This window comes from Mesorhizobium sp. CA5 (assembly GCF_020165105.1).
Lineage (GTDB): Bacteria > Pseudomonadota > Alphaproteobacteria > Rhizobiales > Rhizobiaceae > Mesorhizobium.
On record NZ_JAIUHJ010000002.1, the window covers coordinates 315,835 to 341,350 of the forward strand.

The 25,516-nt window shown below is 64.6% G+C and carries 20 protein-coding genes; 14 read left to right on the forward strand and 6 right to left on the reverse strand.

The features are described 5' to 3' along the window. Positions 1 to 227 precede the first annotated feature (227 nt). Complete coding sequence (locus tag LB529_RS04385) at positions 228 to 1,013, reverse strand: SDR family NAD(P)-dependent oxidoreductase (RefSeq protein WP_224710335.1); 786 nt, start codon at positions 1,011 to 1,013, stop codon at positions 228 to 230. Between the two features lie 167 nt (positions 1,014 to 1,180). Between LB529_RS04385 and uxuA the strand changes: the two genes are divergently transcribed. The 4 genes from uxuA to LB529_RS04405 all read left to right on the forward strand — a co-directional run bounded on the left by uxuA (position 1,181) and on the right by LB529_RS04405 (position 6,143). Continuing rightward, the gene (gene uxuA / locus LB529_RS04390; protein WP_224710336.1) at positions 1,181 to 2,365 is read left to right on the forward strand and encodes a mannonate dehydratase; all 1,185 of its coding nucleotides are present in this window, start codon (positions 1,181 to 1,183) and stop codon (positions 2,363 to 2,365) included. 191 nt (positions 2,366 to 2,556) lie between these two features. Further along, complete coding sequence (locus LB529_RS04395; RefSeq protein ID WP_224710337.1) at positions 2,557 to 3,597, forward strand: proline racemase family protein; 1,041 nt, start codon at positions 2,557 to 2,559, stop codon at positions 3,595 to 3,597. 221 nt (positions 3,598 to 3,818) lie between these two features. After that, the gene (gene ftsZ / locus LB529_RS04400; RefSeq protein WP_095769817.1) at positions 3,819 to 4,811 is read left to right on the forward strand and encodes a cell division protein FtsZ; all 993 of its coding nucleotides are present in this window, start codon (positions 3,819 to 3,821) and stop codon (positions 4,809 to 4,811) included. Positions 4,812 to 5,081: 270 nt separating this feature from the next. Next, entirely contained in the window at positions 5,082 to 6,143 is a 1,062-nt protein-coding gene (locus LB529_RS04405; protein WP_224710338.1) for a maleylacetate reductase, read from the forward strand. A gap of 35 nt (positions 6,144 to 6,178) precedes the next feature. On the opposite strand, the gene LB529_RS04410 is transcribed toward LB529_RS04405, so the two are convergent. Then, positions 6,179 to 7,675 carry an aldehyde dehydrogenase family protein gene (locus LB529_RS04410; protein ID WP_224710339.1) on the reverse strand — a complete coding sequence of 499 codons (1,497 nt, stop codon included), beginning with the start codon at positions 7,673 to 7,675 and terminating at the stop codon, positions 6,179 to 6,181. A gap of 276 nt (positions 7,676 to 7,951) precedes the next feature. On the opposite strand from LB529_RS04410, the gene fghA reads away from it, so the two are divergent. Continuing rightward, on the forward strand, positions 7,952 to 8,785 hold the full coding sequence (gene fghA, locus LB529_RS04415) for an S-formylglutathione hydrolase (protein WP_224710340.1): 834 nt from the start codon (positions 7,952 to 7,954) through the stop codon (positions 8,783 to 8,785). A 1-nt stretch (position 8,786) separates the two neighbouring features. On the opposite strand, the gene LB529_RS04420 is transcribed toward fghA, so the two are convergent. Then, complete coding sequence (locus LB529_RS04420) at positions 8,787 to 9,899, reverse strand: NAD(P)/FAD-dependent oxidoreductase (protein WP_224710341.1); 1,113 nt, start codon at positions 9,897 to 9,899, stop codon at positions 8,787 to 8,789. A 204-nt stretch (positions 9,900 to 10,103) separates the two neighbouring features. Here LB529_RS04420 and LB529_RS04425 point away from each other — a divergent pair, with 204 nt between their 5' ends. From LB529_RS04425 to LB529_RS04435, 3 genes are all read left to right on the forward strand, one after another. Continuing rightward, entirely contained in the window at positions 10,104 to 11,480 is a 1,377-nt protein-coding gene (locus tag LB529_RS04425; RefSeq protein WP_224710342.1) for an aspartate aminotransferase family protein, read from the forward strand. Positions 11,481 to 11,622: 142 nt separating this feature from the next. Beyond that, positions 11,623 to 12,075, forward strand: a complete 453-nt coding sequence (locus LB529_RS04430; protein ID WP_224710343.1) for a DUF2231 domain-containing protein — start codon at positions 11,623 to 11,625, stop codon at positions 12,073 to 12,075. A 40-nt stretch (positions 12,076 to 12,115) separates the two neighbouring features. Further along, a complete protein-coding gene (locus LB529_RS04435; protein ID WP_411962432.1) occupies positions 12,116 to 13,408 on the forward strand; it encodes a PQQ-dependent sugar dehydrogenase in 1,293 nt (430 codons plus the stop codon). Between the two features lie 23 nt (positions 13,409 to 13,431). Here LB529_RS04435 and LB529_RS04440 read toward each other — a convergent pair whose 3' ends face one another. The 3 genes from LB529_RS04440 to LB529_RS04450 all read right to left on the reverse strand — a co-directional run bounded on the left by LB529_RS04440 (position 13,432) and on the right by LB529_RS04450 (position 17,405). Continuing rightward, on the reverse strand, positions 13,432 to 14,637 hold the full coding sequence (locus tag LB529_RS04440; protein WP_224710345.1) for an ROK family transcriptional regulator: 1,206 nt from the start codon (positions 14,635 to 14,637) through the stop codon (positions 13,432 to 13,434). A 130-nt stretch (positions 14,638 to 14,767) separates the two neighbouring features. Then, positions 14,768 to 16,012: an NAD(P)/FAD-dependent oxidoreductase gene (locus LB529_RS04445; protein WP_224710346.1), complete on the reverse strand. Its 1,245-nt coding sequence runs from the start codon at positions 16,010 to 16,012 to the stop codon at positions 14,768 to 14,770. Positions 16,013 to 16,016: 4 nt separating this feature from the next. Next, the gene (locus tag LB529_RS04450) at positions 16,017 to 17,405 is read right to left on the reverse strand and encodes a PLP-dependent aminotransferase family protein (protein ID WP_224710347.1); all 1,389 of its coding nucleotides are present in this window, start codon (positions 17,403 to 17,405) and stop codon (positions 16,017 to 16,019) included. 284 nt (positions 17,406 to 17,689) lie between these two features. Between LB529_RS04450 and LB529_RS04455 the strand changes: the two genes are divergently transcribed. The 6 genes from LB529_RS04455 to LB529_RS04480 all read left to right on the forward strand — a co-directional run bounded on the left by LB529_RS04455 (position 17,690) and on the right by LB529_RS04480 (position 25,441). Next, positions 17,690 to 18,835, forward strand: coding sequence for an ABC transporter ATP-binding protein (locus tag LB529_RS04455; protein ID WP_224710348.1), 1,146 nt, complete (start codon positions 17,690 to 17,692; stop codon positions 18,833 to 18,835). Continuing rightward, the gene (locus LB529_RS04460; protein ID WP_224710349.1) at positions 18,832 to 19,884 is read left to right on the forward strand and encodes an ABC transporter substrate-binding protein; all 1,053 of its coding nucleotides are present in this window, start codon (positions 18,832 to 18,834) and stop codon (positions 19,882 to 19,884) included. The genes LB529_RS04455 and LB529_RS04460 overlap by 4 nt, the downstream gene beginning before the upstream one ends. 9 nt (positions 19,885 to 19,893) lie before the next feature. Then, on the forward strand, positions 19,894 to 21,174 hold the full coding sequence (locus LB529_RS04465; protein ID WP_224710350.1) for an ABC transporter permease: 1,281 nt from the start codon (positions 19,894 to 19,896) through the stop codon (positions 21,172 to 21,174). Positions 21,175 to 21,177: 3 nt separating this feature from the next. After that, entirely contained in the window at positions 21,178 to 21,990 is an 813-nt protein-coding gene (locus tag LB529_RS04470; protein WP_140838984.1) for an ABC transporter permease, read from the forward strand. A gap of 78 nt (positions 21,991 to 22,068) precedes the next feature. Next, entirely contained in the window at positions 22,069 to 23,127 is a 1,059-nt protein-coding gene (locus tag LB529_RS04475) for a glycosyltransferase family 4 protein (RefSeq protein WP_224710351.1), read from the forward strand. A gap of 151 nt (positions 23,128 to 23,278) precedes the next feature. After that, the gene (locus tag LB529_RS04480) at positions 23,279 to 25,441 is read left to right on the forward strand and encodes an amylo-alpha-1,6-glucosidase (protein WP_095769803.1); all 2,163 of its coding nucleotides are present in this window, start codon (positions 23,279 to 23,281) and stop codon (positions 25,439 to 25,441) included. The last annotated feature ends 75 nt before the right edge of the window (positions 25,442 to 25,516 follow it).

The window sequence follows — 25,516 nt, forward strand, 5'->3', positions numbered from 1 at the left end:
GCATCTGACAGACGGACCACCGCCAGCCGGAGCCAGCGGGTGAAGGCGGTTGGCGTCGGTCGGCAGCGCCGACTCGTGGCCTGATCCGACAGTCGGGGTGCAGCAACAGCAACGCTGACGCGCCACGGCGTGGCAAGGTCGTCGACTAGATCGGCGACGTGCGCATAGAGCCGGGAACGCTCCTCTTTGGCGCGACTCCCGGTAAAGGCCAAGATCGATCTTCATGGTCACTTCACGCCGATGCCGGCGGTCAGGCCGCCATCTATCTTGTAGTCCGCGCCGGTGCAAAAGCCGGCCTTGGAAGAGCACAAAAAGGCGATCAGCTCCGCCACTTCCTCGGGCTCGCCGATGCGGCCGAGCGGATGGGCCGCGCCGAAGCGCCTGTAGGCTTCCTCGACGTCGGCATCGCTGCCGTTGTCGCCGCGCGCGGCCTTCTCGAGGATCGGCGTGCGGATCGAGCCGGGGCTGACCGAATTGACCCGGATGCCGGCTGCCGCATAGTCGAGCGCCAGCGAACGCGTCAGCGTGTGGATGGCGCCCTTGGTGGTGGCATAGGCGGCGACGTTCTGCTGGCAGGCGAAACCCTGCACCGAGGCGACGTTGACGATGGCGCCGCCGCCGCGCTTGATCATTTCCGGAATGCCGAAATGGGCGGTCAGATAGATCGAGCCGACATTGACCGTCATCGCGTTGTTCCAGGTTTCCCAGTCGGTCGTCGTCGCGGTTCCATAGGGATGGACCGCCGCCGAATTGACGATCACGTCGAGGCCGCCGAAACGCTCGACGCCGGCCGCGATGGCCCCGCGGACCTGGTCCGGCACGGAGACGTCGGTGTCCACTACCAGCGCGCCGGCCCCGGAGCTTTCCAACTGCGCTCGCATCGCGGCATTGGCCGAACGGTCGATGCCGCAGGCGACGATCGCAGCGCCCCCGGCGGCGAGGCGCCTGGCAGTTGCGAGACCGATCCCGGTCGTTCCGGTCACCAGCGCGACCTTGCCGTCAAAATCCTTCATTGCTGAACTCCTTTGGTCACGTCTCGGGGCCGGTTCTTTCGGCAGAAAACGCAGGGCGAAATCGAGATGGCGGCTCATCAGATAGGCGTAAGCCAGCCTGTCGCGGGCCTATTTGACTCTCGTTGTCGTCCAACAATAAGTTGCCCACCTCGCGGAGGAAAGCGGCAATGGAACAGTGCTGGCGCTGGTATGGCCCGGACGATCCGGTAACACTCGATCATGTCAAGCAGGCGGGTGCGACAGGCGTGGTCTCGGCCCTGCACGACATCTATGACGGGCGTGTCTGGCCGCTGGAAAACATCCTCGAGCGCAAGCGCATCATCGAGGCGGCGGGGCTGACCTGGTCGGTGGTCGAGAGCATTCCGGTCCACAACTCGATCAAGATCGGTTCGCCGGAGCGGCTCCGCTATGTCGGTTTCTACAAGGACACGATCCGCGCCCTGGCGAAGGCCGGTATCGCGACGATCTGCTACAATTTCATGCCGGTGGTCGACTGGACGCGGACGGATCTGGCCTACCGCCTGCCGACGACGGGTTACGCGCTGCGCTTCGATGCGATCGATTTCGCCGCTTACGATCTGTTCGTGCTGAAGCGCCGGAATGCCGAGGCCGGCTACACGCCTGCCCGCATCGCCGAGGCGGAAGCGCGGCTGAAGGAGCTCGGCGACGAGAAGATCGACAGGATCGAGCGCAATCTCATCGCCGGCCTGCCCGCCACCGAGCGCGCCTATAACCGCGACAGCTTTCGCGAGGCCCTGGCTGACTATGATGCAATCGGACCGAAGGAATTGCGCGAGAGCCTCGCCTGGTTCCTGCGCGAGATCATTCCGGTGGCCGAGGAGGAGGGGGTGCGCATGTGCATCCATCCCGACGATCCGCCATTCTCGCTCTACGGTCTGCCGCGCATCGTCTCGACCGCCGAGGATGCGCGCTTCATCCTCGATGCCGTCGACAGCCCGGCCAACGGGTTGACGTTCTGCACCGGCTCCTACGGTACGCGCGCCGACAACGACATTGTCGCCATGGTCAAGGAGTTCGCCGAGCGCATCCATTTCGTCCATCTGCGCAACGTCACCATCGAGGGCGACGGCTCCTTTTATGAAGCCGAGCACCTCGAGGGCGGCACCGACATGGCGCATGTCATCCTCGCGCTGATGCAGGAAGAAGCGCGCCGCCGCAAGGAAGGCCGCGCCGACTGGCGCATTCCGATGCGGCCGGACCATGGGCACCTCCTCGCCGACGACATCGGCAAGACAAGGATCAATCCGGGCTATTCGCTGATCGGCCGGCTCAAGGGCCTCGCCGAACTGCGCGGCATCATGCGCGCCGTCGAGCGGTTCGGGCTGGCTTGACTTCCAAACGGGCTCGGCTTCGCGCCCGGCTCTCGAAATCCGCAAAGACATAATGGCGCCGCCAATGGGCGATGGTATCCTTCGGGCCGCCATCGGCAGGCTGGCTCGAGTGCGCGTGTCAGGTCGTGGTTGCGCGCCGGCCGCCGGAACATGAAACAGGCCGATAGTCGCGGCGGACGGGGAGAAAAGCAATGCGCACCAGAACCAGCATCCGCGTCGTCGGCTGCCACGCCGAGGGTGAGATCGGCGATGTCATCGTAGGCGGCGTGCTGCCGCCGGCAGGCCGCACGATGATGGAAAAGATGATCACGATGGAACGCGATCACGACCATATAAGGCGCATGCTGATCTGCGAGCCGCGCGGCAGCGTTGCCCGTCATGTCAATCTGCTGCTGCCCTCGACGCGCGAGGATTGCGCCGCGGGCGCCATCATCATGGAGCCGACCGAATATCCGCCGATGTCCGGCTCCAACACGATCTGCGTCGCCACGGTGCTGCTCGAGACCGGCATGGTGCCGATGCAGGAGCCGGAGACGCGGTTCAAGCTCGATATGCCCGGCGGCGTCATCGAGGTGCGCGCCGAATGCAGCGACGGCAAATGCCTGTCGATCACCTTCCGCAACGCGCCAGCCTTCGCCGAGCGCCTCGATGCCCATATCGAGGTGGAAGGGCTCGGCACGATCAAGGCCGATATCGCCTATGGCGGCATGTTCTACGCGATTGTCGATGCGCCCGCGCTCGGCTTCTCGGTGACGCCCGACGAGGCGCGTGACTTGGCCGTGGTCGGCGAGAAAGTCCGCCGTGCGGCGCGCGAGCAGCTCGATGTCGTGCATCCGCAGTTCGACAATGTGCGCGGTGTGTCCATCGTGCAATTCGTGATGCCGTTCCAAGGGCCGGGCAACGTTACGCGCAACACCTGCATCGTCTCGCCTGGGCGCTCGGACCGCAGCCCGACGGGAACCGGCACCTCGGCCCGTATGGCTGTGCTGCAGGCGCGGGGCCAGATGAAGGAAGGCGAGGTGCTGATCCATGAATCGATCATCGGCTCGCGCTTCACCGGCAAGATCCTCGACCTCACCGAAATCGCCGGGCGCAAGGCGATCGTGCCGCAGATCACGGGCAGAGCCTGGATCACAGGAGAGCACAACTACTATCTCGATCCGACCGATCCCTATCCGCAAGGCTACGTGCTGTCGGACACCTGGGGCACCTCGACTTCGGTGACGCAATAGAATTTCTTGCAACGACGCCGGCTCGAATCATCCGGGCGTCCAGACGCTTTCCAGCTCCCGGCCGGAGCGTTTGCGCTTGCAGAATGTCAGCGGACCTTGCAGGGAGGCGCCTGCTCTGATTCCCTGCGGTTGGTGGGGATCGCCTGATTCGTGTGCTTGTTGTTCCGGTTCCGCACGATCGTGCGGCGGAGCAGCAGTACCTACGGTAGAAAGATGAGAACATGACCGCCAAGCCGGAAATCCTGGAGATGAGGCCCAAGATCACTGTTGTCGGGGTCGGCGGCGCCGGCGGCAACGCCGTCAACAACATGATCGCCGAAGGGCTGCAGGGCGTCGAGTTCGTCGTCGCCAACACCGACGCGCAGGCGCTCACCATGTCGAAGTCGTCGCGGCTGATCCAGCTGGGCGCGCATGTGACCGAGGGCCTCGGCGCCGGATCGCTGCCCCAGGTCGGCAGCGCCGCCGCGGAGGAATCCATCGACGAGATCATGGATCACCTTGCGGGAACGCATATGTGCTTCATCACCGCCGGCATGGGCGGCGGCACCGGGACGGGCGCCGCGCCCGTGATTGCGCGTGCCGCACGCGACGCCGGCATCTTGACGGTGGCCGTGGTCACCAAGCCTTTCGTGTTCGAAGGCAAGCGCAGAACCCAGGCGGCCGAGGAAGGCATAGAACGGCTGCGCGAGAGCGCCGACACGGTGATCGTCATTCCAAACCAGAACCTCTTCAGGGTCGCGGACGCCAGGACAACATTCGCCGACGCCTTCGCCATGGCGGACCGCGTTCTCTACGCGGGTGTCGGCTGCATCACGGACCTGATCGTCAAGGAAGGCCTGATCAATCTCGATTTCGCCGACGTGAAGTCGGTGATGCGCGACATGGGCCGGGCGATGATGGGAACCGGCGAGGCCTCCGGGGAGGGGCGCGCCAAGATCGCAGCCGAGGCGGCGATCGCCAATCCGCTGCTCGATGAAGCCTCCATGTCCGGCGCCAGGGGGCTGCTGGTATCAATCTGCGGCGGCATGGACATGACGCTGTTCGAGGTCGATGAAGCCGCGACACGGATAAGGGAAGAAGTCGACGCCGATGCCGACATCATCGTCGGCGCTATCTTCGACCACGCACTGGCCGGAAAGTTCCGCGTGTCCGTCGTCGCGACGGGTCTGCGCAAGAGCGCGGATATCGCGCAGTTCGAGCAGCGGATCGCCTGACGTCACGGCGATCTCGCGGCTGCGCTTGTTCCCGACCGCACGACGCGATCGGTCAATATCCGCTTCCGGCCGCGAACAATCCCGGACCGCGCACGCTGTCGGTCAGCGCGCCTCTTCGTCGCAAGCCGTCACGACGGCATCCGGCTAGCGTCTGTCCATATTGGACACTAATTGACCGATCCGTTCAATGCCGCCAATGTCTGGCAAAGCGTCGGCATCAATCCCTTCCTGCTGCGTGTCGAGAATCGCGGCTGACGGAGGAGAGGCTCGATGAAAAGCTTCGTCTATAACAGCCAGCCGGCACGCGTCGTCTTCGGATCTGGCACCATCGCAAGATTGCCGGAAGAGATCGACCGGCTCGGGCTGAAACGCGTGCTCGTGCTGGCAACGCCGCCGCGCGAGGCTGATGCCCGGCGTCTTGCCGGATCGCTGGGCGGCACCGCTGCCGGGATCTACGCCAAGGCGACGATGCATACGCCGGTGTCGGTGACCGAGGACGCGCTGCGGGTCTTGAAGGAACTCCAGGCCGACGGCCTGGTTGCGGTGGGCGGCGGCTCCACGACAGGCCTCGCCAAGGCGATCGCCTTGCGCACAGACCTGCCGCAGATCGTGGTGCCCACGACCTATGCCGGCTCGGAAATGACGCCGATCCTCGGCGAGACGAAGGATGGCGTGAAGGTCACCCAGTCGAGCCCGAAGGTGCTGCCGGAAGTGGTGATCTACGACGTCGACCTGACGATGACGCTTCCTGCTTCCTTGTCGGGAACGAGCGGCATGAACGCCATCGCCCATGCGGTCGAGGCGCTCTATGCCAGGGAAAGCAACCCGCTGATAAATCTGATGGCCGTTGAGGCCATCGGCGCATTGGTAGGCGCCTTGCCGGTCATCGCCGGGAGCCCGCATGACCGCGACGCTCGCTCCGAGGCGCTTTACGGCGCCTGGCTCTGCGGCATCTGCCTCGGCTCGGTCGGCATGGCGCTGCACCACAAGCTCTGCCACACGCTCGGCGGCAGTTTCGATCTGCCGCACGCGGAGACCCATACGATCGTGCTGCCGCATGCGCTGGCCTATAGCGCGCCCGCGGTTCCGGCCGTCATGGAAACGCTGCGGACCGTGCTGAAGGCGGATGATCCTGCCACGGCTCTCTACGATCTCGCCGGCCGGATCGGCGCCAGGCGCGCCCTGTCCGAGATAGGCATGCCGTCAGACGGGATCGACATCGCCACGGATCGTGCGCTGGCCAATCCGTACTGGAATCCGCGGGCGCTGGAGCGGGAACCGATCCGGGCTCTCATTGCGCGCGCCTATGCCGGCGAGCCGCCGCAGGCCTAAGAAACCGAGCGTCGCGGGCCGGCTTCACCTGAATATCAATCTGTCTGGATCCAGACCGCCTTCGTCTCAAGGTATTCGTGCAGATGCTCGATGCCGCCTTCGCGGCCGTAGCCGGACATCTTCATGCCGCCGAACGGCACGGCCGGGTCGATGGCGTGATACATGTTGACCCAGACCGAGCCGGCCTTGACGCGACGTGCGAGCTTGTGCGCGGCGCCGAGATTGGTGGTGAAGATGCCGGCCGCGAGGCCGTAAGGCGTCGCGTTGGCACGCGCGACAGCCTCATCCAGCGTGTCGAAGGGCATCGCGGAGATGACCGGCCCGAAAATTTCTTCGCGCGCGATCGTCATCTTGTCCGACACCGCGCCGAAGACGGTCGGGGCGATGAAGTTGCCGCCGTCATAGAGCTCGCCCGTCAGCCGCGAGCCGCCGGCGACCAGTTTGGCGCCTTCGTCGCTGCCCGCCTTGATGTAGCCTTCCACCTTCCCGGCCTGCCTTGCATTGATCAGCGGCCCGATCTCCGTCTCCGCCTCGATGCCGTGGCCGACGCGAAGCTTGCCGGCAAACTCGGCGACCCGGCGCACGAACTCGTCATGGATCTCGCGCGCCACGAACAGGCGCGAGCCGGCAATGCAGATTTGACCGGAATGCACAAACACCGCCATCGCCGCGACCGGGACGGCCTTGTCGATATCGGCGTCGCGGCAGACGATGATCGGCGACTTGCCGCCGAGCTCGAGCGAGATGCGCTTGAGGTTGGCGACGCCGGCGCGGGCGATCGCCTGGCCGGTCAGCGTCGAGCCGGTGAAGACGATCTTGTTGACGTCCGGGTGCTCGGCAAGCCGCGCGCCGGCCTCGGCGCCCGTCCCGGTGACGATGTTGACGACGCCGTCTGGGACGCCGGCCTCCTGCATCAGCCTCGCGATCAAGAGCGGCGTCAGCGAGGCATCCTCCGACGGCTTCAGCACGATGGTGCAGCCGGTTGCCAGAGCCGGCGCGATCTTCCAGATCGAGGCGGCAGTGGGCGCATTCCAGGGAATGATCGCGCCGACGACGCCGACCGGCTCGCGCCGGGTGAAGGTGACGATCTCGCCGGGGATGGAATTGTCGATCGTCTCGCCGTGCAGTGCGGTCGCCATGCCGCCATAGAAGCGCAGCATGCCGATGACCCGGCGCCGGTTGGCCAGCGTGCGGGTGATCGGCAACCCCATGTCGAGCGTGTCGGAGACGCTGAGCTCTTCCCAATGCTTCTCGAACAGGTCGGCGATCCGCAGAAGCACGCATTGCCGCTCATAAGGCGAGAATTTCGACCAGGGGCCCTCGAAGGCCGCGCGTGCCGCGGCCACCGCAGCGTCGATATCGGCGGCTCCGCCGCGCGGCACCGTCGCCAGCACTTCGCCCGTCGCCGGGTTCAGCGCCTGCATCTGCTGGCCGGATTGCGCCGCGACCCACTTGCCGCCGATGAACATCGGCCGGAATTCGCCATGGTAGAGCATGGCGGCCTTCGCCCTCGGGTCGAAGTTCAGCGTCATTGTCTCCTCCTCATGAATTCCGACGCGACTATTACTCCCGCGGCCGACGACCTCAAACAAGGAAAGCCAGAAGGGCGTTCAGATAATCGGACGTGCAACGCGCGTCTTCCCCTCGGCGATGCATCGATGGGCGGCGGCACAGGCCGCTGTTGCTCCGGCGGGGCTAACGAGCGCCGGGCTGTTCCATCGCCTCGACAGTTTTGCCAAGCGTACGGTTGCGCAGGCTCCGACCGGCGGTTATGCCGGATTGAGATTTTCCCGCGAGAGGCAGGGCTGATGAAGGTCGTTTCCATCTCCAAATCGCATGGCGGAATCCAGGGCGTCTATTCGCACGCTTCCGAAGGCTGCGCCTGCGACATGACCTTTGCGGTATTCGTACCGCCGCAAGCCAAGGACGGGCGGCTCCCGGTCCTGTGGTACCTGTCGGGCCTCACCTGCACGCACGCAAATGTCATGGACAAGGGCGAGTACCGGCGGATGGCGTCCGAGCTCGGGCTGGTCGTCGTGTGTCCCGACACCAGCCCGCGCGGACCCGACGTTCCGGACGAAAAGGACAATTGGCAGTTCGGCTGCGGCGCCGGCTTCTATCTCGACGCGACGCAAGAGCCCTATGCGAAGAACTACCGAATGTATTCCTATATCGCCGAGGAATTGCCGGCGCTCGTCGCCGCCAACTTCCCCGCCGACATGTCACGCCAGGCCATCTTCGGCCATTCGATGGGCGGACATGGCGCGCTGACGATCGCGCTCAAGAATCCGCACCGCTACCGGAGCTGCTCGGCCTTCGCGCCGATCGTGCAGCCGTCGACGGCCGGGTGGTCGCGGCCGGCTTTCGAAAAATATCTCGGATCGGACGAAAAGACCTGGCGCGCCTATGACGCGACACTGTTGATCGAGGATGGCAAGCGATATCCGGAATTCCTGGTGGACCAGGGTACGGCGGACGGCTTCCTGCAGGATGGCCTCCGCCCATGGCTGCTCGAAGAGTCCTGCAAGAAGGCAGGGATCGACCTCACCCTGCGCATGCAGGAAGGCTACGACCATTCCTACAACTTCATCTCGACCTTCATGGACGATCATCTGAAGTGGCATGCAGCGCGGCTTGCGTGATCTATGACGTGACGACGCGCGCCACATGGTCGGCGATCGCCAGGCTGGAGGTCAGGCCGGGACTTTCAATGCCGAACAGATTGACAAGGCCCTCGATGCCATGCGTCGTGGCACCCTGGATCACGAAGTCGCTGTTGGCGTCGCCCGGCCCTGACAATTTCGGCCGGATGCCGCTATAGGCTGCCTGCAGGCTGTCGTCGGCCAGATCGGGCCAGTATTTGCGGATTTGGGCATAGAAGCGCTCGCCGCGCGCCGGGTCCACGCGATAGTCGATTGTGTCCGTCCACTCGACGTCGGGTCCGAAACGCGCGATGCCGGCAAGGTCGAGGGTCAGATGGACGCCGAGGCCGCCAGGCTCGGGCACGGGATAGACAAGATGTGAAAACGGCGCCCGCCCGGCAATCGAGAAATAATTGCCCTTGGCGTAGCGAAGCGCCGGCAGGAATTGCCGGCCGAAGCCTTCGATCGAGCCGGCAAGCGCGACCGCGCCGAGGCCGGCCGCGTTGATGAGACGCGGTGCGGCGATCTCGAACTCTGCGCCGCTCGCGGAATCCATCGTCCGCAGCACGATGCGGCCGGGCTCGACGCGGCCGGAGACGATGCGGGTGTTGAGCGAGAGCATTGCGCCGCTCCCCTCGGCATCGCCGAGCAGGGCAAGCATCAGCCCGTGACTGTCGACAATGCCGGTCGAGGGCGAGAGTAGTGCTGCGGTGCAATGCAGCGCCGGCTCCAGCGCTTGCGCCTCCTCGGCGGTGAGGAAGCGCAGGTCATCGACACCGCAGGTGTTGGCGTTGGCGCGAATGGCGGCCAGCACCGGTTCCTGCGTCTCGTCGGTCGCAACAATCAGCTTGCCGCAGCGGCGATGAGGGACCGAATGGTCGGCGCAGTAGCGATAGAGCATATCGCGTCCCGCGACGCAGAGCCGGGCTTTCAGCGAACCCTGCGGGTAATAGATGCCGGCGTGGATGACTTCGGAGTTGCGCGAACTCGTTTCGGTGCCGATGGCGTCCGCCGCTTCGACGATCAGGGTTTCGAGGCCCAGCGCCGCCAATTTGCGCGCAATCGCCAGACCGATCACGCCGGCGCCCGCGATGATGCAATCGACCTGCTCCACGTCCTGATCCTGCTGCGCGTCACTTATATCATTGCCGAGACAGGCCGAAGCTTGTTGGCGCTATCGATCCCGACGTCGCGGCTCTTGCGATCAGCCAGCGCGATGAGGCATCAACCGCCACAATGCAAGGCGGAATCTTAGGACTTTTCGATCAGAGGAGCGGTCCTATTTCCGCTTTGACGCCTGCACACAGGAGCCATCACGATGGACGCCACACCGAATTCGCCTGAAGCCCGCGACATCCGCTATCACATGCATGGCTATACCAACGCCCGCAAGCATCAGGAAACCGGTCCGCTGATCATCGAAAAGGGCGACGGCATCTATGTCGAGGACATTGCCGGCAACCGCTACATCGAGGCGATGGCGGGCCTGTGGAGCGTCGCCGTCGGTTTCTCGGAAAAGCGGCTGGTCGAGGCGGCGACAAAACAGATGTCGAAGCTGCCCTTCTATCACGACTTCGGCTCCAAGGCGCATTCGCCGCTGATCGATCTCGCGGAGAAGCTGGTGCAGATGGCGCCGGTGCCGATGAACAAGGCCTATTTCACCAATTCCGGCTCCGAGGCCAACGACACCGCGATCAAGATGATCTGGTATCGATCGAACGCGCTTGGACAGCCGGCGCGCAAGAAGATCATCAGCCGCAAGCGCGGCTATCATGGCGTCACCATCGCGTCGGCAAGCCTGACCGGCCTGCCCAACAACCATCTCTCCTTCGACCTGCCGATCGCCAATATCCTGCACACGTCGACACCGCACCACTGGCGCGACGCCGAGCCTGGCGAGAGCGAGGAGCAGTTTTCCGCGCGACTCGCCGAGGAGCTGGAAAAGCTTATCCTTGCCGAGGGTCCCGAAACGATCGCCGCCTTCATCGGCGAGCCGATCATGGGCGCCGGCGGGGTCGTCGTTCCGCCCGCCGGCTATTGGGAAAAGATCCAGGCGGTGCTGGCGAAATACGACATCCTGCTGGTGGCCGACGAGGTGATCTGCGGCTTCGGCCGTACCGGCGAGATGTTCGGTTCGCACACCTTCGGCATCAAGCCCGACATCATGGTGCTGTCGAAGCAGATTTCGTCATCGTACCTGCCGATCTCGGCGCTGCTGATCAACGATCGTGTGTTCGAGCCGATCGCCGACGAGAGCGACCGCATCGGCACCTTCGGCCACGGCTTCACCGGCGGTGGTCATCCGGTCGCAGCCGCCGTGGCGCTGGAGAATATCAAGCTGATCGAGGAGCGCGACCTGGTCGGCAATGCGCGCAAGGTCGGCGCGCATCTGCAGGCGCGACTCAGCCAACTCGCCTCGCATCCGCTGGTGGGCGAGGTGCGCGGCGTCGGTCTCATCGCCGCCGTCGAGCTCGTCGCCGACAAGGCAACCAAGGCTCCCTGGGGCAAACCGGCAGCGCTCGGCGCGCTGGTCAACGGCTTGCTGCAGCGGAACGGCGTCATCTCGCGCAATATGGGCGATGCGATCGCCTTCTGTCCGCCGTTGATCATCACCGAGGCGCAGGTCGACGCCTTGGTCGATGCGTTCGAGCGCTCGCTCGACGAGGTGATACCGCAGGTCCACCCGCGGAGCTGACCAAGCCGCGAAGGCCTAGCCAGCGGTAGCCTGCGGGCTGACAATCGGTCGTTCACCTTCCAGTGAGCGCGAGAAATTCCGGCGGAACATTCGCGTTTTTGCGCTGTTACATCCAAGCTGCAGCGCGGAAAGGAGCTTCCGCATGGAAAATCCGCAATCCACGGCGAGCATTGCCGGCCATCCCATCCATCCGATGCTTGTCACCATCCCGATCGCCTGTTTCGTCGGGACCTTGCTCACCGATATTGCCTACTGGCGGACAGCGGAAATGACCTGGGCCAATTTCTCGGCCTGGCTGCTGACCGTGGGTGTCATTGTCGCCATCTTGGCCGCCATTGCAGGGCTTACCGATTTTCTTGGGGACCGCAGGATACGCGCTCAGCCGACTGCATGGCTGCACATGGGGGGTAACCTCGTCGTGCTCGCGCTGTCCTTCTTCAACATGCTCGTCCACACGCGCGACGCCTGGACATCCGTGGTGCCGACCGGGCTGATCTTGTCGGCGCTGGTGGTGATCATCCTGATCTTCACCGGCTGGCTCGGCTGGGCTCTGGTCTATCGCCATCATGTAGGAGTGGCCGATGAGACGACTTGACAGCGCAATCAAATGGACGACGGCGGCGCTTTGCTGCGCAATGATCCTGGGCGTCGCCGGCTGCAGCGACGACAACACCGACCCGAGCGCGCAGATCGGCCCGAATCCGAAACTGCCGGAGATAAAGCAATACCTATTCCCGCCGATGCATCTGGCCTCGGTGGTCGGCTGGAAAAACGATGAAAAGCCGACGGTCGCGCAAGGCCTGCAGATCGAGGCGATGGCCAAGGGGCTTCAGCATCCGCGTTCGGTTTACATGCTGCCCAATGGCGACATCCTGGTTGTGGAGTCCAAGGCGCCGAAAGAAGCGTCGGTCAAGCGGCCGAAGGACATCGTCATGGGTCTGGTCGAAAGCTGGGTCACCTCCGGCGGCGACACCGGCCCGAGCAACCGCATCACGATCTTGCGCGACACCAATGGCGACGGCAAGCCGGATTACCAGGGCGTGTTCCTCGACCATCTCAACGCGCCCTTCGGCGTGGCGCTGGTCGGCAACGACTTCTATGTCGCCAACACCGATGCCATCATGCGCTATCCCTATCAGCCGGGCGACACGAAGATCACGGCGCCGGGCAAGGTGCTGACGGAACTGCCGGGCGGGCCGATCGATCACCACTGGACGAAGAGCCTGGTGGCGAGCCCAGACGGTTCGCTGCTCTATGTCGGCGTCGGCTCGAACTCCAACATTACCGAGAACGGCATCCAGGCCGAGAAGGACCGCGCTGCGATCTGGGAGGTCGACCGCGCCACCGGCCGCTCGCGCATTTTCGCCAGCGGGCTGCGCAATCCAAACGGCCTGACGTTCGAACCTGAAAGCAAGGCGCTTTGGACGGTGGTCAACGAGCGCGACGAGCTCGGGCCGAACCTGGTGCCGGACTACATGACCTCGGTGAAGGACGGCGCCTTCTATGGCTGGCCCTACAGCTACTATGGCCAGCATGTCGATCCGCGCGTGATGCCGCAGCGGCCCGACATGGTGGCGAAGGCCATCCCGCCGGACTACGCGCTGAGCTCGCATGTCGCGCCGCTCGGGCTTGCCTTCTATACCGCGAACAACCTGCCGCAATCCTATCGCGGCGGCGCCTTTGTCGGCGAGCATGGCAGCTGGAACCGCTCCCGCTTCAACGGCTACAAGGTCGTCTTCGTGCCGTTCAGCGGCGGGCATCCCAACGGCATGGCGCAGGATGTCGTCACCGGCTTCCTCAACGACAAGGGCGAGGCGAGAGGCCGTCCGGTCGGTGTTGCCGTTGATAAGTCCGGCGCGCTGCTGATCGCCGACGATGTCGGCAACACGGTGTGGCGGGTGACCGCTGCGGCACCCGGTTCCTCGTAGGAACCTGGCTCAACGCCGACGTGTCAGCCCACCGGCTTCTGCAGCACGTCGAATTGCGGGTTGGTTTCCGAGAAGATCGGCAGGGCCGCGGCGCCGAGGACGGATGTGTCCTTTCCCGCGGCGCCGACCACGACGCGCGGCGTGGTACGGGCGCTGGTCGAGCTCACCGAGAGATGGAGCGGTTCCAGCCGGCCGGCCAGTGCCTCGATCACCGGCAGCGGCATGAAGCCGCCGAGCACGACGGTCTCGGGATCGAGCGCCATTTCAAGGACGTCGATCGCCTGCCGCAACGGCTCGACCGCCTCGGCGAGCCATGCTTCGAAGCGGCTGTCGCCGCTTGCCAGAAGCTCTTCCAGCAGGTCGGGTGAGGCATGATCGGGATCCGGCAGGTCGAGCTTGTCATAGGCGGCGCGCAGCGAGACGTAACGCTCCAGGCAGCCGCGCTTGCCGCAGTCGCAGGGCAGGCCGCCCGGCCGCACGATGATGTGGCCGATCTCGCCGGCATTGTGGCGGCTGCCCTTGTAGAGATGGCCGTCGAGGAAGAGGCCGGCGCCGAGGCCTGTTCCGATGAAGAGATAGACGAAGCTGTCGAGCTTGCGGGCAACGCCATAAAGTCGCTCGCCTACTGCCGCCGCTGTGGCGTCGTTCTCGACGATCACGGCGATGCCGGTCAGGCGCTCCAGTTCTTCGGCCACCGGAAAGTCCTGCCAGCCGGGAAGGGCGGTCGGGCCGACCGAAGTCATGCCTTCAACGCCGAACGGCCCGGGCATTGCCATCCCTATGCCGAGCAGTCTCGTGCGGTCCAGCCGGCTGGTTGCGATCAGGTCGCTCGAGATCGCAGCTAGCAGCGGCATGGCCTGCGTGGGAGTCGGGCGGTCGACATCTCTCTCGATGCGCGCGCGCACGGTGCCGGAGAGATCGGTGACGACGCCGACGGCCAGCTGGTGGTCGAGCTGCAGGCCGATCGAATAACCGCCATCGGGGTTGACCGAGTAGGGGATGGCGGGTTGGCCGCGCGCGCCTTTCAGCGTTGCTTCAGGTTGCAGCAGCCCGGCCGCTTCCAATTCCTCGACGATGTTGGAAATGGTCTGCGACGACAGCGCCGTCAGCCTCGCGATCGCCGCCCGCGACAGCGCGCCATTGATGCGGATCGCTTCGATCACCACACGCCGGTTGTGCGATTTCGCCTGCTCGAGATTGGTGCCGGAGATGGCTTTCTTGGGGATCATGAGATAGTTACCAACCCTAGAATGCCACTTTAGAAAATCAAGTTGATTTGATTATCGGCTGGCCGAAAGCTTAGGCCGCTCCACAGGCTCGCACTTCCACATATCGGAATCGATTGCCAGACTCGGCCGTTCAGCCGAAACGCGCCGCGGAAAAATCGGCGGCCGATGGCAGGGATCGGCCGGCGATTAAGCTGGCGACCCAGCGTGCTGTCACCGGGGCCAGCGTCAGCCCCAGATGGCCATGGCCGAAGGCATAGATCACATCAGGCGATTTCGTCGAGGGTCCGATCACTGGGCGAGAGTCCGGCAGCGAGGGCCTGAAGCCCAGCCATTGCGACGAAGGCTTGCCGATGTCGGGGAAAAACTGCCGCACGCCGCGACCGAGCAGCGCCAGCCGGCGCGGATTGGGCGGCGCATTGAGCCCGCCGAGCTCGACAGTGCCGGCAACCCGGAGCCTGCCGTCCATCGGCGTCATATAGAAACCGAGATCGACCGGGCAGACCGGGCGGTTGAGCAAAGGTGCCGTGGTCGGAAACTCCAGATGGTAGCCGCGCTCGGTGTCCAGTGGGATGCGGTCGCCGGCCTGGGCCGTGAGCGGGCGGGATCGCGCGCCAGCCGCAATCACCACTTTTTGCGCCGCGATGACAAGCCCTGGGCCGCTCAGCCGCACGCCGGCACCCGCTGCGAGGCCGGTCACGCTCGCGCGCATGAATTGAGCGCCCTTGGCGGCAGCGGCTGCCGCCAGCCGCGCCATCACCGTCCTGGGATCGCTGACATTGATCGAATCCGGGAAATAGAGGCCTTTGGCCTCGAACGCCGCGAGCCGCGGCTCCAGCGCGGCCACCTCATCGGCGGTCAGAACCTGCTGATGGACGCCGAGTTCGGCCCGCAAAGCCCGTCCGCCCTCGGAGGCGGCAAAATCGCTGTCGCGACGGTAGACATAGAGGCAGCCGTTTCGGCGCATCAGATCCTGAAGCCCGGCCTCCTGCACCATTTCGCCCCAGGCCGGCAGGGCTTCGGCGAGGAGGCCGGCTAGCGCCAGCGCATTGGCTCGGGTTGCCGCCGGCAGCGATTGGCGAACAAAGCGAACCAGCCATGGCGCGAGCTGGAAAAGGGCTGCCCAGCGCAGCGAGAACGGGCTGTCGGGATCGAGCAGCAGTTTCGGTAGCGCGCGCAGCACACCAGGATTACCGACCGGCATGCAGGCATATTCGGCGATCGTGCCGGCATTGCCGAACGAAGCGCCCGAGCCGGGCTCGTTCGGGTCGATGACCAGGACCTCGCGTCCTTCGCTTGCAAGGCGCAAGGCCGTAGCCAGCCCGACGACGCCGGCGCCGATGATGGCGATCTCGACTGATTTCGGCGCGGAGGTCATGGCCTCAGACGAAGCCCGGCAATTGCAGATGGCCAGCGGCGAGCAGCTCGGCCATGATGGTCAGCGCCGAACGCAGGTCCTCCTGCGATCGCGCCGCGCCGACATTGATGCGCACGCCGTGCTGCACCGGCTCGCGCCCGACGGCGAAAGCGTCGCCCGGCAGCACGGCGACGCCGCGCTCCAGGCAGGTGCGGGCAAAGCCGGCGCCACGCCAGGGCTCGGGCAGGCGCAGCCAGGCATGCGTCGAGATCGGGTTGCTTTGAACGTCGAAACGGCCGAGGATTTCGCTCAAGATCGCCTGGCGCTGGCGCAACTCCTGCTTCTGGATGTCGATGATGCGGGCGGCAGCCCCTTCCTCGATCAGCCTGGCGCCGATCAACGCCGTGAGCGGGCTGATGCTCCAGCAATTGATGCGGAGCGCCGCGGCGACCTGGCCGGCGATCGGGCGCGGGGCGATGACGAAGCCGAGGCGCAGGCCGGGCGCTAGGCATTTCGACAATGCGCCGAGATGGATCGTCAGCTCCGGCTCGAGGCTGGCGAAGGAGGGCGGCGGATCGTCGGCCAATGGACGGTAGACGTCGTCCTCGATGATCAGCACGTTGTGACGGCGTGCGACGGCCGCCAATTCGTGCCGCCGCTCCTCGCTCAGCGTGATCGTCGTCGGATTGTGCAGTGTCGGCACCAGAAAAACGGCACGGGGGCGGAGCTGAACGCAAGCTGCCTCGAAGGCATCCGGACGCATGCCGCCGCGATCCATCGCGACGCCACGCAGATCGAGACCATGGACGCGACACAGCGCGTTGATGCCCTGATAGGTCACCTCGTCGGCAAGTATCACTTCGCCATCCCTGGTGACGGCGCCGAGCACGCAGTCGAGGCCGTGTTGGGCGCCGGCTGCGAGCACGACGCGGCCGGGATCGCCATCGCCGGCGACCGATTTCAGCCAATCGGCGACCGCGACACGGCCCCAAAGCGGCCCCTCTGGCGGATGATAATCCTGCAGCGAGGCGTAGTGACGATCCTTGGAAAGGCGCGGCATCAGCGCCGCGACGGCGTCGAGATAGGCTGACGTGGGCGGCCTGTTGACGGAAAGATCGACGATGCCGCTCTGGTCGCTCGGCGCCGACACGAATCCCGGACGTTCGACAATGTCGCGGGCGGCGACCGTGGTGCCGCGCCCGGGGCGCGCCTCGAGCAAGCCTTGCTCCTGCAAGGTGGACAGTGCCCGCGTCACGGTCGTGACATTGATGCCCAATGCACGGGCGATCTCGCGTTGCGGCGGCAGCCGGTCGCCGACGGCAAGCGTGCCCTCGGCAATGCGTTCGGCGATCGCGTCGGCAAGACGGCGATAGACCGGACTTTCATCCTCGGTGAGGCGAAGATTTTCGAGCATGAGGGATTCGAACTGTGGCTGACGTCTCACTTGTCGGGCATCTAGCATAAGACAACGATCCATACAATAGAGATTGTACGGCACTCAATCCGATCAAAATTATCACACAACGTCGCATTTTTGCGCTTGACGGTGAAAGTTGTCTGCATCTATGGTCGCTTTCAGCCTTATTGTGTGATCATACAAGCCGGACGCTTCCTGTTCAGCGGGCCGGTTCCGGGAGGACGAGGCATGGATCGCAAGCAGCAGACCGAATCGCCCCGCGGCAGCCGGGAAGGCGCGCGATGAGCGCCGGCCAGACCGTCGTGTCGGCAAGCGCCAACCAAGACTTTGTCGAATTCGCCGACGTCGAGAAGTCCTATGACGGACGCAGCTTCGCGGTGACGCGGATGAACCTTGCCGTCGCGCGCGGTGAGTTCCTGACGCTGCTCGGCCCATCCGGCTCCGGCAAGACCACCACGCTCAATATGCTCGCCGGCTTCGAGCGACCGACGCATGGCACGATCACGCTAGAGGGCCAGCCGGTCGATCGGCTGCCGCCTTACCAGCGCAATATCGGCATGGTGTTTCAGAACTATGCGCTGTTCCCGCATATGACGGTAGAGGAGAATGTCGGCTTTCCGCTTTCCGTCCGCCAGGTGAGCAAGGCCGACATCGCGGCCCGTGTGGGCCGCGCGCTCGACATGGTTCGGCTGAAGCAATTCGGCGATCGCCGCCCGACGCAGCTTTCCGGCGGCCAGCAGCAGCGCGTGGCGCTGGCTCGCGCGCTGGTCTTTCAGCCGAACCTGGTGCTGATGGACGAGCCGCTCGGCGCGCTCGACAAGAAATTGCGCGAGCATATGCAGCTCGAAATCAAGCAGATCCACACCATGCTCGGCGTCACCATCGTCTATGTCACGCACGACCAGAGCGAGGCGCTGACGATGTCGGACCGCATCGCGGTGTTCAACAATGGCGGCATCGCCCAGTTGGGCTCGCCAGACGATCTCTACAACACCCCGCAAAGCTCATTCGTGGCGAGCTTCATCGGCGAGAACAACACGCTGGAAGGCGTGGTCGAACGCGTCTCGGGTGGAGAGTGCCGCGTCAGGCTGAATGGCGGCGGCGAGATCACCGCGCTGGCGGTCGGCGTCGCGGAAGGCAGCGCCTGCCATGTCGCGGTCCGGCCCGAGCGGCTCAGCCTGTCGAGTGCCGCCAATGGCGGCAACGCGCTGGCCGCGACAGTCGATGGGCGCATCTATCTCGGCGATCACCTGCGCCTGCTGGCCAGGCTCGCCAACGACCAGGTGCTGACCGTCAAGGTCGGCCCCGAAGTGACGATGGCGAATGGCGAGACCGTGGCGGTCTCCTGCGCGCCCAACGATTGCCGCGCCTTCCCGGCCGATGCCGGAACGGGCGGCGCCATTCCAAAACAGGGGAAAATGCAATGACACAGTTGAGAACACGCCTATTCGCGCTCGCGGCCGCCACAGCCTGCATGGCTATGACCGGCGCCGCCTTCGCAGACGAATTGTCGATCATGGCGAGCGGCGGCGCCTGGCAGGACGCGCAGCGCAAGGCCTGGTTCGAGCCCTTCAGCAAGGAGACCGGCGCGAAAATCCTGGAGCAGGAGTATCTTGGCGATCTCGGCAAGGTCAAAGCGATGGTTGAGACCGGCAATGTGCCGATCGACTTGGTGACGGTCGAGACCGCGACGGTGCTGCAGGGTTGCGACGCCGGCATCCTCGAGCGGCTCGACTATTCCAAGATCGGGCCGCGCGACAAATTCATCGAAGGCTCGGCGCTGGATTGTGGAGTCGGTCTCGATGCTTACGGCGATATCCTTGCTTATGACCCCACCGTGCTGAAGGAAGCTCCGACCTCGGTCCTCGACCTCTTCGACACGACGAAATTCCCGGGCAAGCGCGCCATGCGCAAGTTCCCGGCGCAGAACCTCGAATGGGCGCTGATGGCGGACGGCGTCGCACCCGCCGAGGTCTATAAGGTACTGGCCACGCCGGAAGGCGTCGACCGTGCGTTCAAGAAGCTCGACACCATCAAGAAGGACATCGTCTGGTGGGACGCCGGCGCGCAGCCGGCACAGCTTCTCGCTTCCAGGGAAGTGGTGATGACCACCGCCTGGAACGGCCGCATCCAGAACGCGATCGACACCGACAAGAAGCCGTTCAAGATCGTCTGGAACAACCAGATCCTCGAATACGACATGATCAGCATTCCGAAGGGCGCGCGCAATCCGGAGCTTGCCTACAAATATCTCGCGTATATCAGCAAGCCCGAGAACAACGCCAAGCTCGCAAGCTACATCACCTATGGGCCGGTGCGCACCGACGCGGCGTCCTTCGTCGCAACCGACGCGCTGCCGAAACTACCCAATGCTCCCGATCATCTCGCCGGCGCCTATCTCGTCGCCGACACTGAGTTCTGGGGCGACTACGGCGAGGATCTCGTCAAGCGCTTCAACGCTTGGCTTGCGCAGTAGGAAGGCGAGATGTCGGCGCTCCAGCCCAGCGAAATCGACCGGCCGACGCTGGCCCGCGACCGGTCAGCCGCCGACGCGGATCTGAAATCCGTGTCGGCGGCGCTCCGGCGCGCCGAATTCGGCGACCGGATGCGCTCGCTGCTGCTGGCGGCGCCGCTGCTGGTCCTTCTGGCGCTGAGCTTCGGCATACCGATCGTGCTGCTCTTATCGCGCGCGGTCTATGATCCGACAATCGCGGATGCATTGCCCAAGACGACCGAGGCCCTGGCCGGCTGGAACGGCCAGGGCCTACCCGGCGACGAAGCCTTCGCCGCGTTGGCGGCGGACCTCAAGGAAAACCAGGCCAAGGGCACGGCCTATGAACTGGCCAAGAGCCTGAACGCGCGGCTGCCTGGGGCCCGCAGCCAGGTGTTGAAGACGGTGCGCAAGCTCGAAAGCGCCGATGGCCAGGCCGCGCTCGACGCCATGAAATCGGTGCCGTTCTGGTCGGCGCCATCGACCTGGCCGGCGATCCGGAGCGGCACAAGCAGCCTCACCTCGTTCTACCTGCTCAGCGCGCTCGACCTGCGCTGGAACGCCGATGGCGGCATCGAGCGGGAGCCGCCCGAGCAGGCGATCTTCATCCAGGTGTTCCTGCGCACCTTCTTCGTCGCGGCGTCGGTGACGTTAGCAACGTTGATCCTTGGCTTTCCGCTCGCCTATCTCATCGCCAACGTGCCGAAGGGGCTAGCCGCCATCCTGATCGTCGCGGTGCTGTTGCCGTTCTGGACATCGATCCTGGTGCGTACCGCGGCCTGGACGGTGCTTTTGCAGAAGTTCGGCCTGGTTAATGATTTCCTGCTCCTGATCGGCGTCACCAGCGACCGGCTAGACCTGATGTACAGCCGCGTCGGCCTGATCATCGCCATGACGCATATCCAGCTGCCGTTCACGTTGCTGCCGATCTACAGCGTCATGCGCACCATTCCGGCCTCGCAGATGAAGGCCGCCTACTCGCTGGGCGCCAGGCCTTTCACCGCCTTCCGTCGCGTCTATATCCCACAGGTGTTCCCTGGCGTAATGGCCGGTTGCATGCTCACCTTCATCCTGTGCCTGGGCTACTACATCACGCCGGCGCTGATAGGCGGGGCAAGCGACCAGTTGATCAGCAATTTCATTGCCAACTACGTCAATGTCGAACTGAACTGGGAGATGGCGGCGGCGCTGTCCTTCATCCTGCTCGTCTTCACCTTGGCGCTGTTCGGCATTTTTGCCCGCGTCCTCGGCCTCGACCGCCTGAAGCTGGTGTAGCCCATGCTGCTCTCTCCCTATCCCACAACAGGCGAACGCATCCGCATCACACTGCTGTGGATTTGGTGCGGGCTGGTCATCCTGTTCCTGTTGGTGCCGATCCTCATCCCGGTGCCGCTCTCCTTCAACAGCGGCGCCTTCTTCATCTTCCCGCTGGAGGGCATCTCGACGCGCTGGTACGAGGTCGTGCTCGGCACCCAGCGCTGGCAGTCGGCGATCGGCAATAGCCTGATCATCGCCCTCGGGACGACGGTGATTGCGACGACGCTCGGGACACTAACGGCGATCGCGCTTTCCGACGAGAAGTTTCCGGGTCGGCGCATTATCATGCCGCTGCTTCTTTCGCCGCTGATCGTGCCGGTGGTGATCACAGCCGTCGGTTCCTATCTATTCTACGCCCGCGTTGGGCTCGCCAGCACTTATGCCGGCATCATCCTGGCGCATACCGCCTTGGCCAGCCCCTTCGTGGTGGTGACGGTAGGCGCTAGCCTGACCGGCTTCGACCGCAATCTGATGCGAGCCGCGGCGATCTCCGGCGCCAAACCCCTGACGTCGTTCTTCCGCGTCATGCTGCCGCTGATTCTGCCCGGCGTGCTTTCGGGCGCGGCCTTCGCCTTCGTCACCTCCTTTGACGAAGTGGTTGTCGTGCAGTTCCTGGCCAGCGCCAGCCAGCGCACCATGCCGCTCGAGATGTTCATCGGCCTGCGCGAAAAACTCTCGCCCGCCATCACTGCCGCGGCGACCCTAATGATGGCGCTATCCATCCTGCTTTTGCTGGTGGCGAACATTTTGGCACGGCGCAGCCGTAAGTCCTGAGGCTAACCCGCGACCAATTGGGCAGGAACGATCTCGCGGCTGACGCATTTTGCCTCGCGTCAACAGCTGAGGGACCAGATGCGCATAGCCCATGTCGCGCCGCTTTATGAAGCCGTGCCGCCGAAACTTTACGGCGGCACGGAACGGATCGTCTTCTACATCACCGAGGCACTCGTCGAGCTCGGGCATGACGTCACGCTGTTCGCGAGCGGTGACAGCGAGACATCGGCGCGACTGGTGCCAGGCCGCGACCAGGCGATACGCCTCGATCCGCGGCCGAAGAAATCGGAAATCGCCGCGCATCTGGCGATGCTCGCCGATGTGCGCGAACGCGCCGGCGAATTCGACGTCATTCATTTCCATCTCAGCCATTTCCTGCATTTTCCGTTCTTCGAGCAGATCGCGGGTCGCACGGTGACGACGCCGCATGGCAGGCTCGACTATGTCGACCTGGCGCCTGCCTACAAGCGTTTCCCGCGTTTCCCGATGATCTCGATCTCGCACAGCCAGAAGCGCGGTTTGCCGGATGCGAACTGGCTGGCCACGATCCATCACGGACTGCCGCTCGATGCCTACCGGCCGACCTATGAACCACATGGGGAAGAGCCGTATCTCGCCTTCCTCGGCCGCCTGTCGCGCGACAAGCGGCCGGACCGCGCCATCGAGATCGCGCGTCGGTCCGGATTGAAGCTGAAGCTGGCGGCCAAGATCGGCGACGACGACCGCGCCTATTTCCGCGACAACATCGAGGCGCTCATCGATGGCGACCGCATCGACTATGTCGGCGAAATCACCGAAGATGAGAAGGCCGGGTTTCTCGGCAATGCGGCGGGCCTGCTGTTCCCCATCGACTGGCCGGAGCCGTTCGGCCTCGTCGCGATCGAGGCCATGGCCTGCGGCACGCCGGTGATCGCCTGGGACCAGGGCGCCTTGCCAGAGATCGTCGACGATGGCATCACCGGCTTCGTCGTCGACAATGTCGACGATGCGGTCGCATCGATGCCCGCGCTTCTCGAACTCGACCGGCGGCAGGTGAGGGCGGTCTTCGAGAAAAGGTTCTCGGCGACAAGAATGGCGCGCGACTACCTTTCTGCCTATATGCGGCTGACCGGCATGCCGGAGGCCAGGGCCTCTTGACCGACTGCCTAGAGCCGGATGATTTCAGGTCTGTTCGAGCTGAGATCTGAATCCGGCTCCAAATCAAAGAGATAGAGCATGATGTCGTCCGAAAACCGCCTCACACTTTTCGGCATCATGCTCTAGAGTGGGGCAACCGAGGAGGTGACGAATGACGGAGCTCGACGAGCGCAAGCTCGATCCTGCCGTGGCCCTTTCCTCGCTCGACGAGACGGCGCCGCGAGAACCGCACCGGCTTTTTGCCCTCAAGCAGGGCGACTGCTTCGCCGTCGCCGACGCCTATGGCGACATCAGGGGTTCGGGCGACGGGTTCTTCCGCGACGACACGCGCGTGCTGTCCGAATTTCGGCTGACCATCGGCGGCAGGCCGATGTCGCTGCTCGGTGCATCGCTCAGCCAGGACAATGTGCTGTTCACGTCCAACCTGACCAACCTGCCTATTCAAAGCGCTGCCGGCCGCGATATGCCGCAGGGCGCGATCCATATCGAGCGCGTCAGGCTGATCTGGCAGGACAGGCTGTTCGAGCGCATCACCCTTTCCAACTACAGCCGCGAGCATTCCACCATAACCGCGTCGCTGCATTTCGCCGCCGACTTTCGCGACATGTTCGAGGTGCGCGGCTCGACCCGGGTGAAGCGGGGCACCACGCATATCGCCAAGACCGACAAGACCACGGTCCTGCTCGGCTATGACGGCCTGGACGGCTTGCCGCGACTTTCGGCAATCTCCTTTTCGCAGGCGCCAGACCAGTTGAGCGACAATCGCGCCGATTTCCTCATCGCCGTGACCAAGCGCAGTCGAAAAGTGCTTTATGTCGAGGTCGGCCCCGCGATCGCCGACCCGCCCGATCGCGACCGCTTCCGCGCCGCGGCGGCGCGCGCGCGGTTCGGCATGCGCGCCAAGCGCAGGCACGGCGCCACGGTGCACAGCTCGGGGCGCGTGTTCAACGATTGGGTCGAGCGCGCCCGCGCCGACGTGGCGCTGCTTACCACCGAGCTTCCGACCGGCCCCTATCCCTATGCCGGCATCCCGTGGTTTTCGACCGCATTCGGGCGCGACGGCGTGATCTCAAGCCTGCAGATGCTTTGGCTCAATCCCGGCCTGGCGCGCGGGGTGCTTGCTTTTCTAGCCGAGCACCAGGCGACCGAAACGTCGCCCTTTTCGGATTCGCAGCCCGGCAAGATCATGCATGAGACGCGCAAGGGCGAGATGGCGGCGCTGCGCGAGCTTCCTTTCGGCCGCTATTACGGAGGCGTAGACACCACGCCGCTCTATATCCATCTGGCTTCCGCCTATGCCGACCGCACCGGCGACATGGCCTTCATCGACAAGCTTTGGCCTTCGCTGAAAGCCGCTGCCGACTGGACGGAGGAGGCGAGCCGCGCCACCGGTTTCGTCACCTACCAGCGCGCCGCCGAGTCCGGACTCGCCAACCAGGGGTGGAAGGACAGCTTCGATTCGGTCTTCCACGCCGATGGGCGCATCCCAAAGGGGCCGATCGCGCTGGTCGAGGTGCAGGGCTATGTCTTTGCCGCCTTCCGCGGCATGGCGGCGCTCGCACGCCGCCGCGGCGAATTCGCCGACGCCGAGCACTGGGAGGGCCGCGCCGAGGAAATGCGGATCGCCGTGGAACGCGATTTCTGGCTGGACGACCTGAATTTCTACGCCTTGGCCATCGATGGCGAGGGCCAGCCCTGCAAGGTTCGAACGACAAATGCCGGGCACCTGCTTTTCGTCGGGCTGCCGCAGCCCGACCGCGCCAAGCTGGTCGCCGAGCAGCTGCTGTCGGCCGCCTTCCATTCCGGCTGGGGGCTGCGGACGCTCGCCGACGATGCGGTGTTCTTCAACCCGATGTCCTACCACAACGGCTCGATTTGGCCGCACGACACCGCGCTTTGCGGCGTGGGCCTCGCGCGCTACGGCGAACGCGACAGCGTTGTGCGGCTGATGAGCGGCACTTTCGAATCGGCCGTGCATTTCAATATGCGGCTGCCTGAATTGTTCTGCGGTTTCGCCCGGGCGCCGGGCGAAGCGCCGATCGCCTATCCGGTGGCCTGCCTGCCGCAAGCCTGGTCGGCAGGCTCAACCTTCATGCTGATGCAGGCCTGTCTGGGCCTGGAAATCGATGGCTGGAAAGGCGAATTGCATGTCACGCGCCCGAGGCTGCCGATCGGTATCGACACCCTGATGCTCCGGCATCTGAGTGTCGGGGATAAGGTCGTCGACGTGACCTTCCAGCGGGTCGGCGACCGTGTCGCCGCCTTCCTTTCCGATCGTCATGAAGGCCAGGTGCCGCTTATCGTGCGGACTTAGAAGAAGGCGTCGCAAGCCCGCGTTCACCAATCGAAAAATGTCGGAACCCAGGGCCGGCTTGTGCGTTGCACAGGT

Bases quoted from the DNA above. Each gene is read 5' to 3' on its own strand.
- LB529_RS04475 (WP_224710351.1), top strand. From the start codon at position 22,069: ATGCGCATAGCCCATGTCGCGCCGCTTTATGAAGCCGTGCCGCCGAAA.
- LB529_RS04480 (WP_095769803.1), top strand. From the start codon at position 23,279: ATGACGGAGCTCGACGAGCGCAAGCTCGATCCTGCCGTGGCCCTTTCC.
- ftsZ (WP_095769817.1), top strand. From the start codon at position 3,819: ATGACCGCCAAGCCGGAAATCCTGGAGATGAGGCCCAAGATCACTGTT.
- LB529_RS04425 (WP_224710342.1), top strand. From the start codon at position 10,104: ATGGACGCCACACCGAATTCGCCTGAAGCCCGCGACATCCGCTATCAC.
- LB529_RS04395 (WP_224710337.1), top strand. From the start codon at position 2,557: ATGCGCACCAGAACCAGCATCCGCGTCGTCGGCTGCCACGCCGAGGGT.
- LB529_RS04440 (WP_224710345.1), bottom strand. From the start codon at position 14,637: ATGATCCCCAAGAAAGCCATCTCCGGCACCAATCTCGAGCAGGCGAAA.
- LB529_RS04405 (WP_224710338.1), top strand. From the start codon at position 5,082: ATGAAAAGCTTCGTCTATAACAGCCAGCCGGCACGCGTCGTCTTCGGA.
- LB529_RS04430 (WP_224710343.1), top strand. From the start codon at position 11,623: ATGGAAAATCCGCAATCCACGGCGAGCATTGCCGGCCATCCCATCCAT.
- LB529_RS04470 (WP_140838984.1), top strand. From the start codon at position 21,178: ATGCTGCTCTCTCCCTATCCCACAACAGGCGAACGCATCCGCATCACA.
- LB529_RS04450 (WP_224710347.1), bottom strand. From the start codon at position 17,405: ATGCTCGAAAATCTTCGCCTCACCGAGGATGAAAGTCCGGTCTATCGC.
- LB529_RS04385 (WP_224710335.1), bottom strand. From the start codon at position 1,013: ATGAAGGATTTTGACGGCAAGGTCGCGCTGGTGACCGGAACGACCGGG.
- fghA (WP_224710340.1), top strand. From the start codon at position 7,952: ATGAAGGTCGTTTCCATCTCCAAATCGCATGGCGGAATCCAGGGCGTC.
- LB529_RS04435 (WP_411962432.1), top strand. From the start codon at position 12,116: ATGATCCTGGGCGTCGCCGGCTGCAGCGACGACAACACCGACCCGAGC.
- LB529_RS04410 (WP_224710339.1), bottom strand. From the start codon at position 7,675: ATGACGCTGAACTTCGACCCGAGGGCGAAGGCCGCCATGCTCTACCAT.
- uxuA (WP_224710336.1), top strand. From the start codon at position 1,181: ATGGAACAGTGCTGGCGCTGGTATGGCCCGGACGATCCGGTAACACTC.
- LB529_RS04455 (WP_224710348.1), top strand. From the start codon at position 17,690: ATGAGCGCCGGCCAGACCGTCGTGTCGGCAAGCGCCAACCAAGACTTT.
- LB529_RS04445 (WP_224710346.1), bottom strand. From the start codon at position 16,012: ATGACCTCCGCGCCGAAATCAGTCGAGATCGCCATCATCGGCGCCGGC.
- LB529_RS04460 (WP_224710349.1), top strand. From the start codon at position 18,832: ATGACACAGTTGAGAACACGCCTATTCGCGCTCGCGGCCGCCACAGCC.
- LB529_RS04465 (WP_224710350.1), top strand. From the start codon at position 19,894: ATGTCGGCGCTCCAGCCCAGCGAAATCGACCGGCCGACGCTGGCCCGC.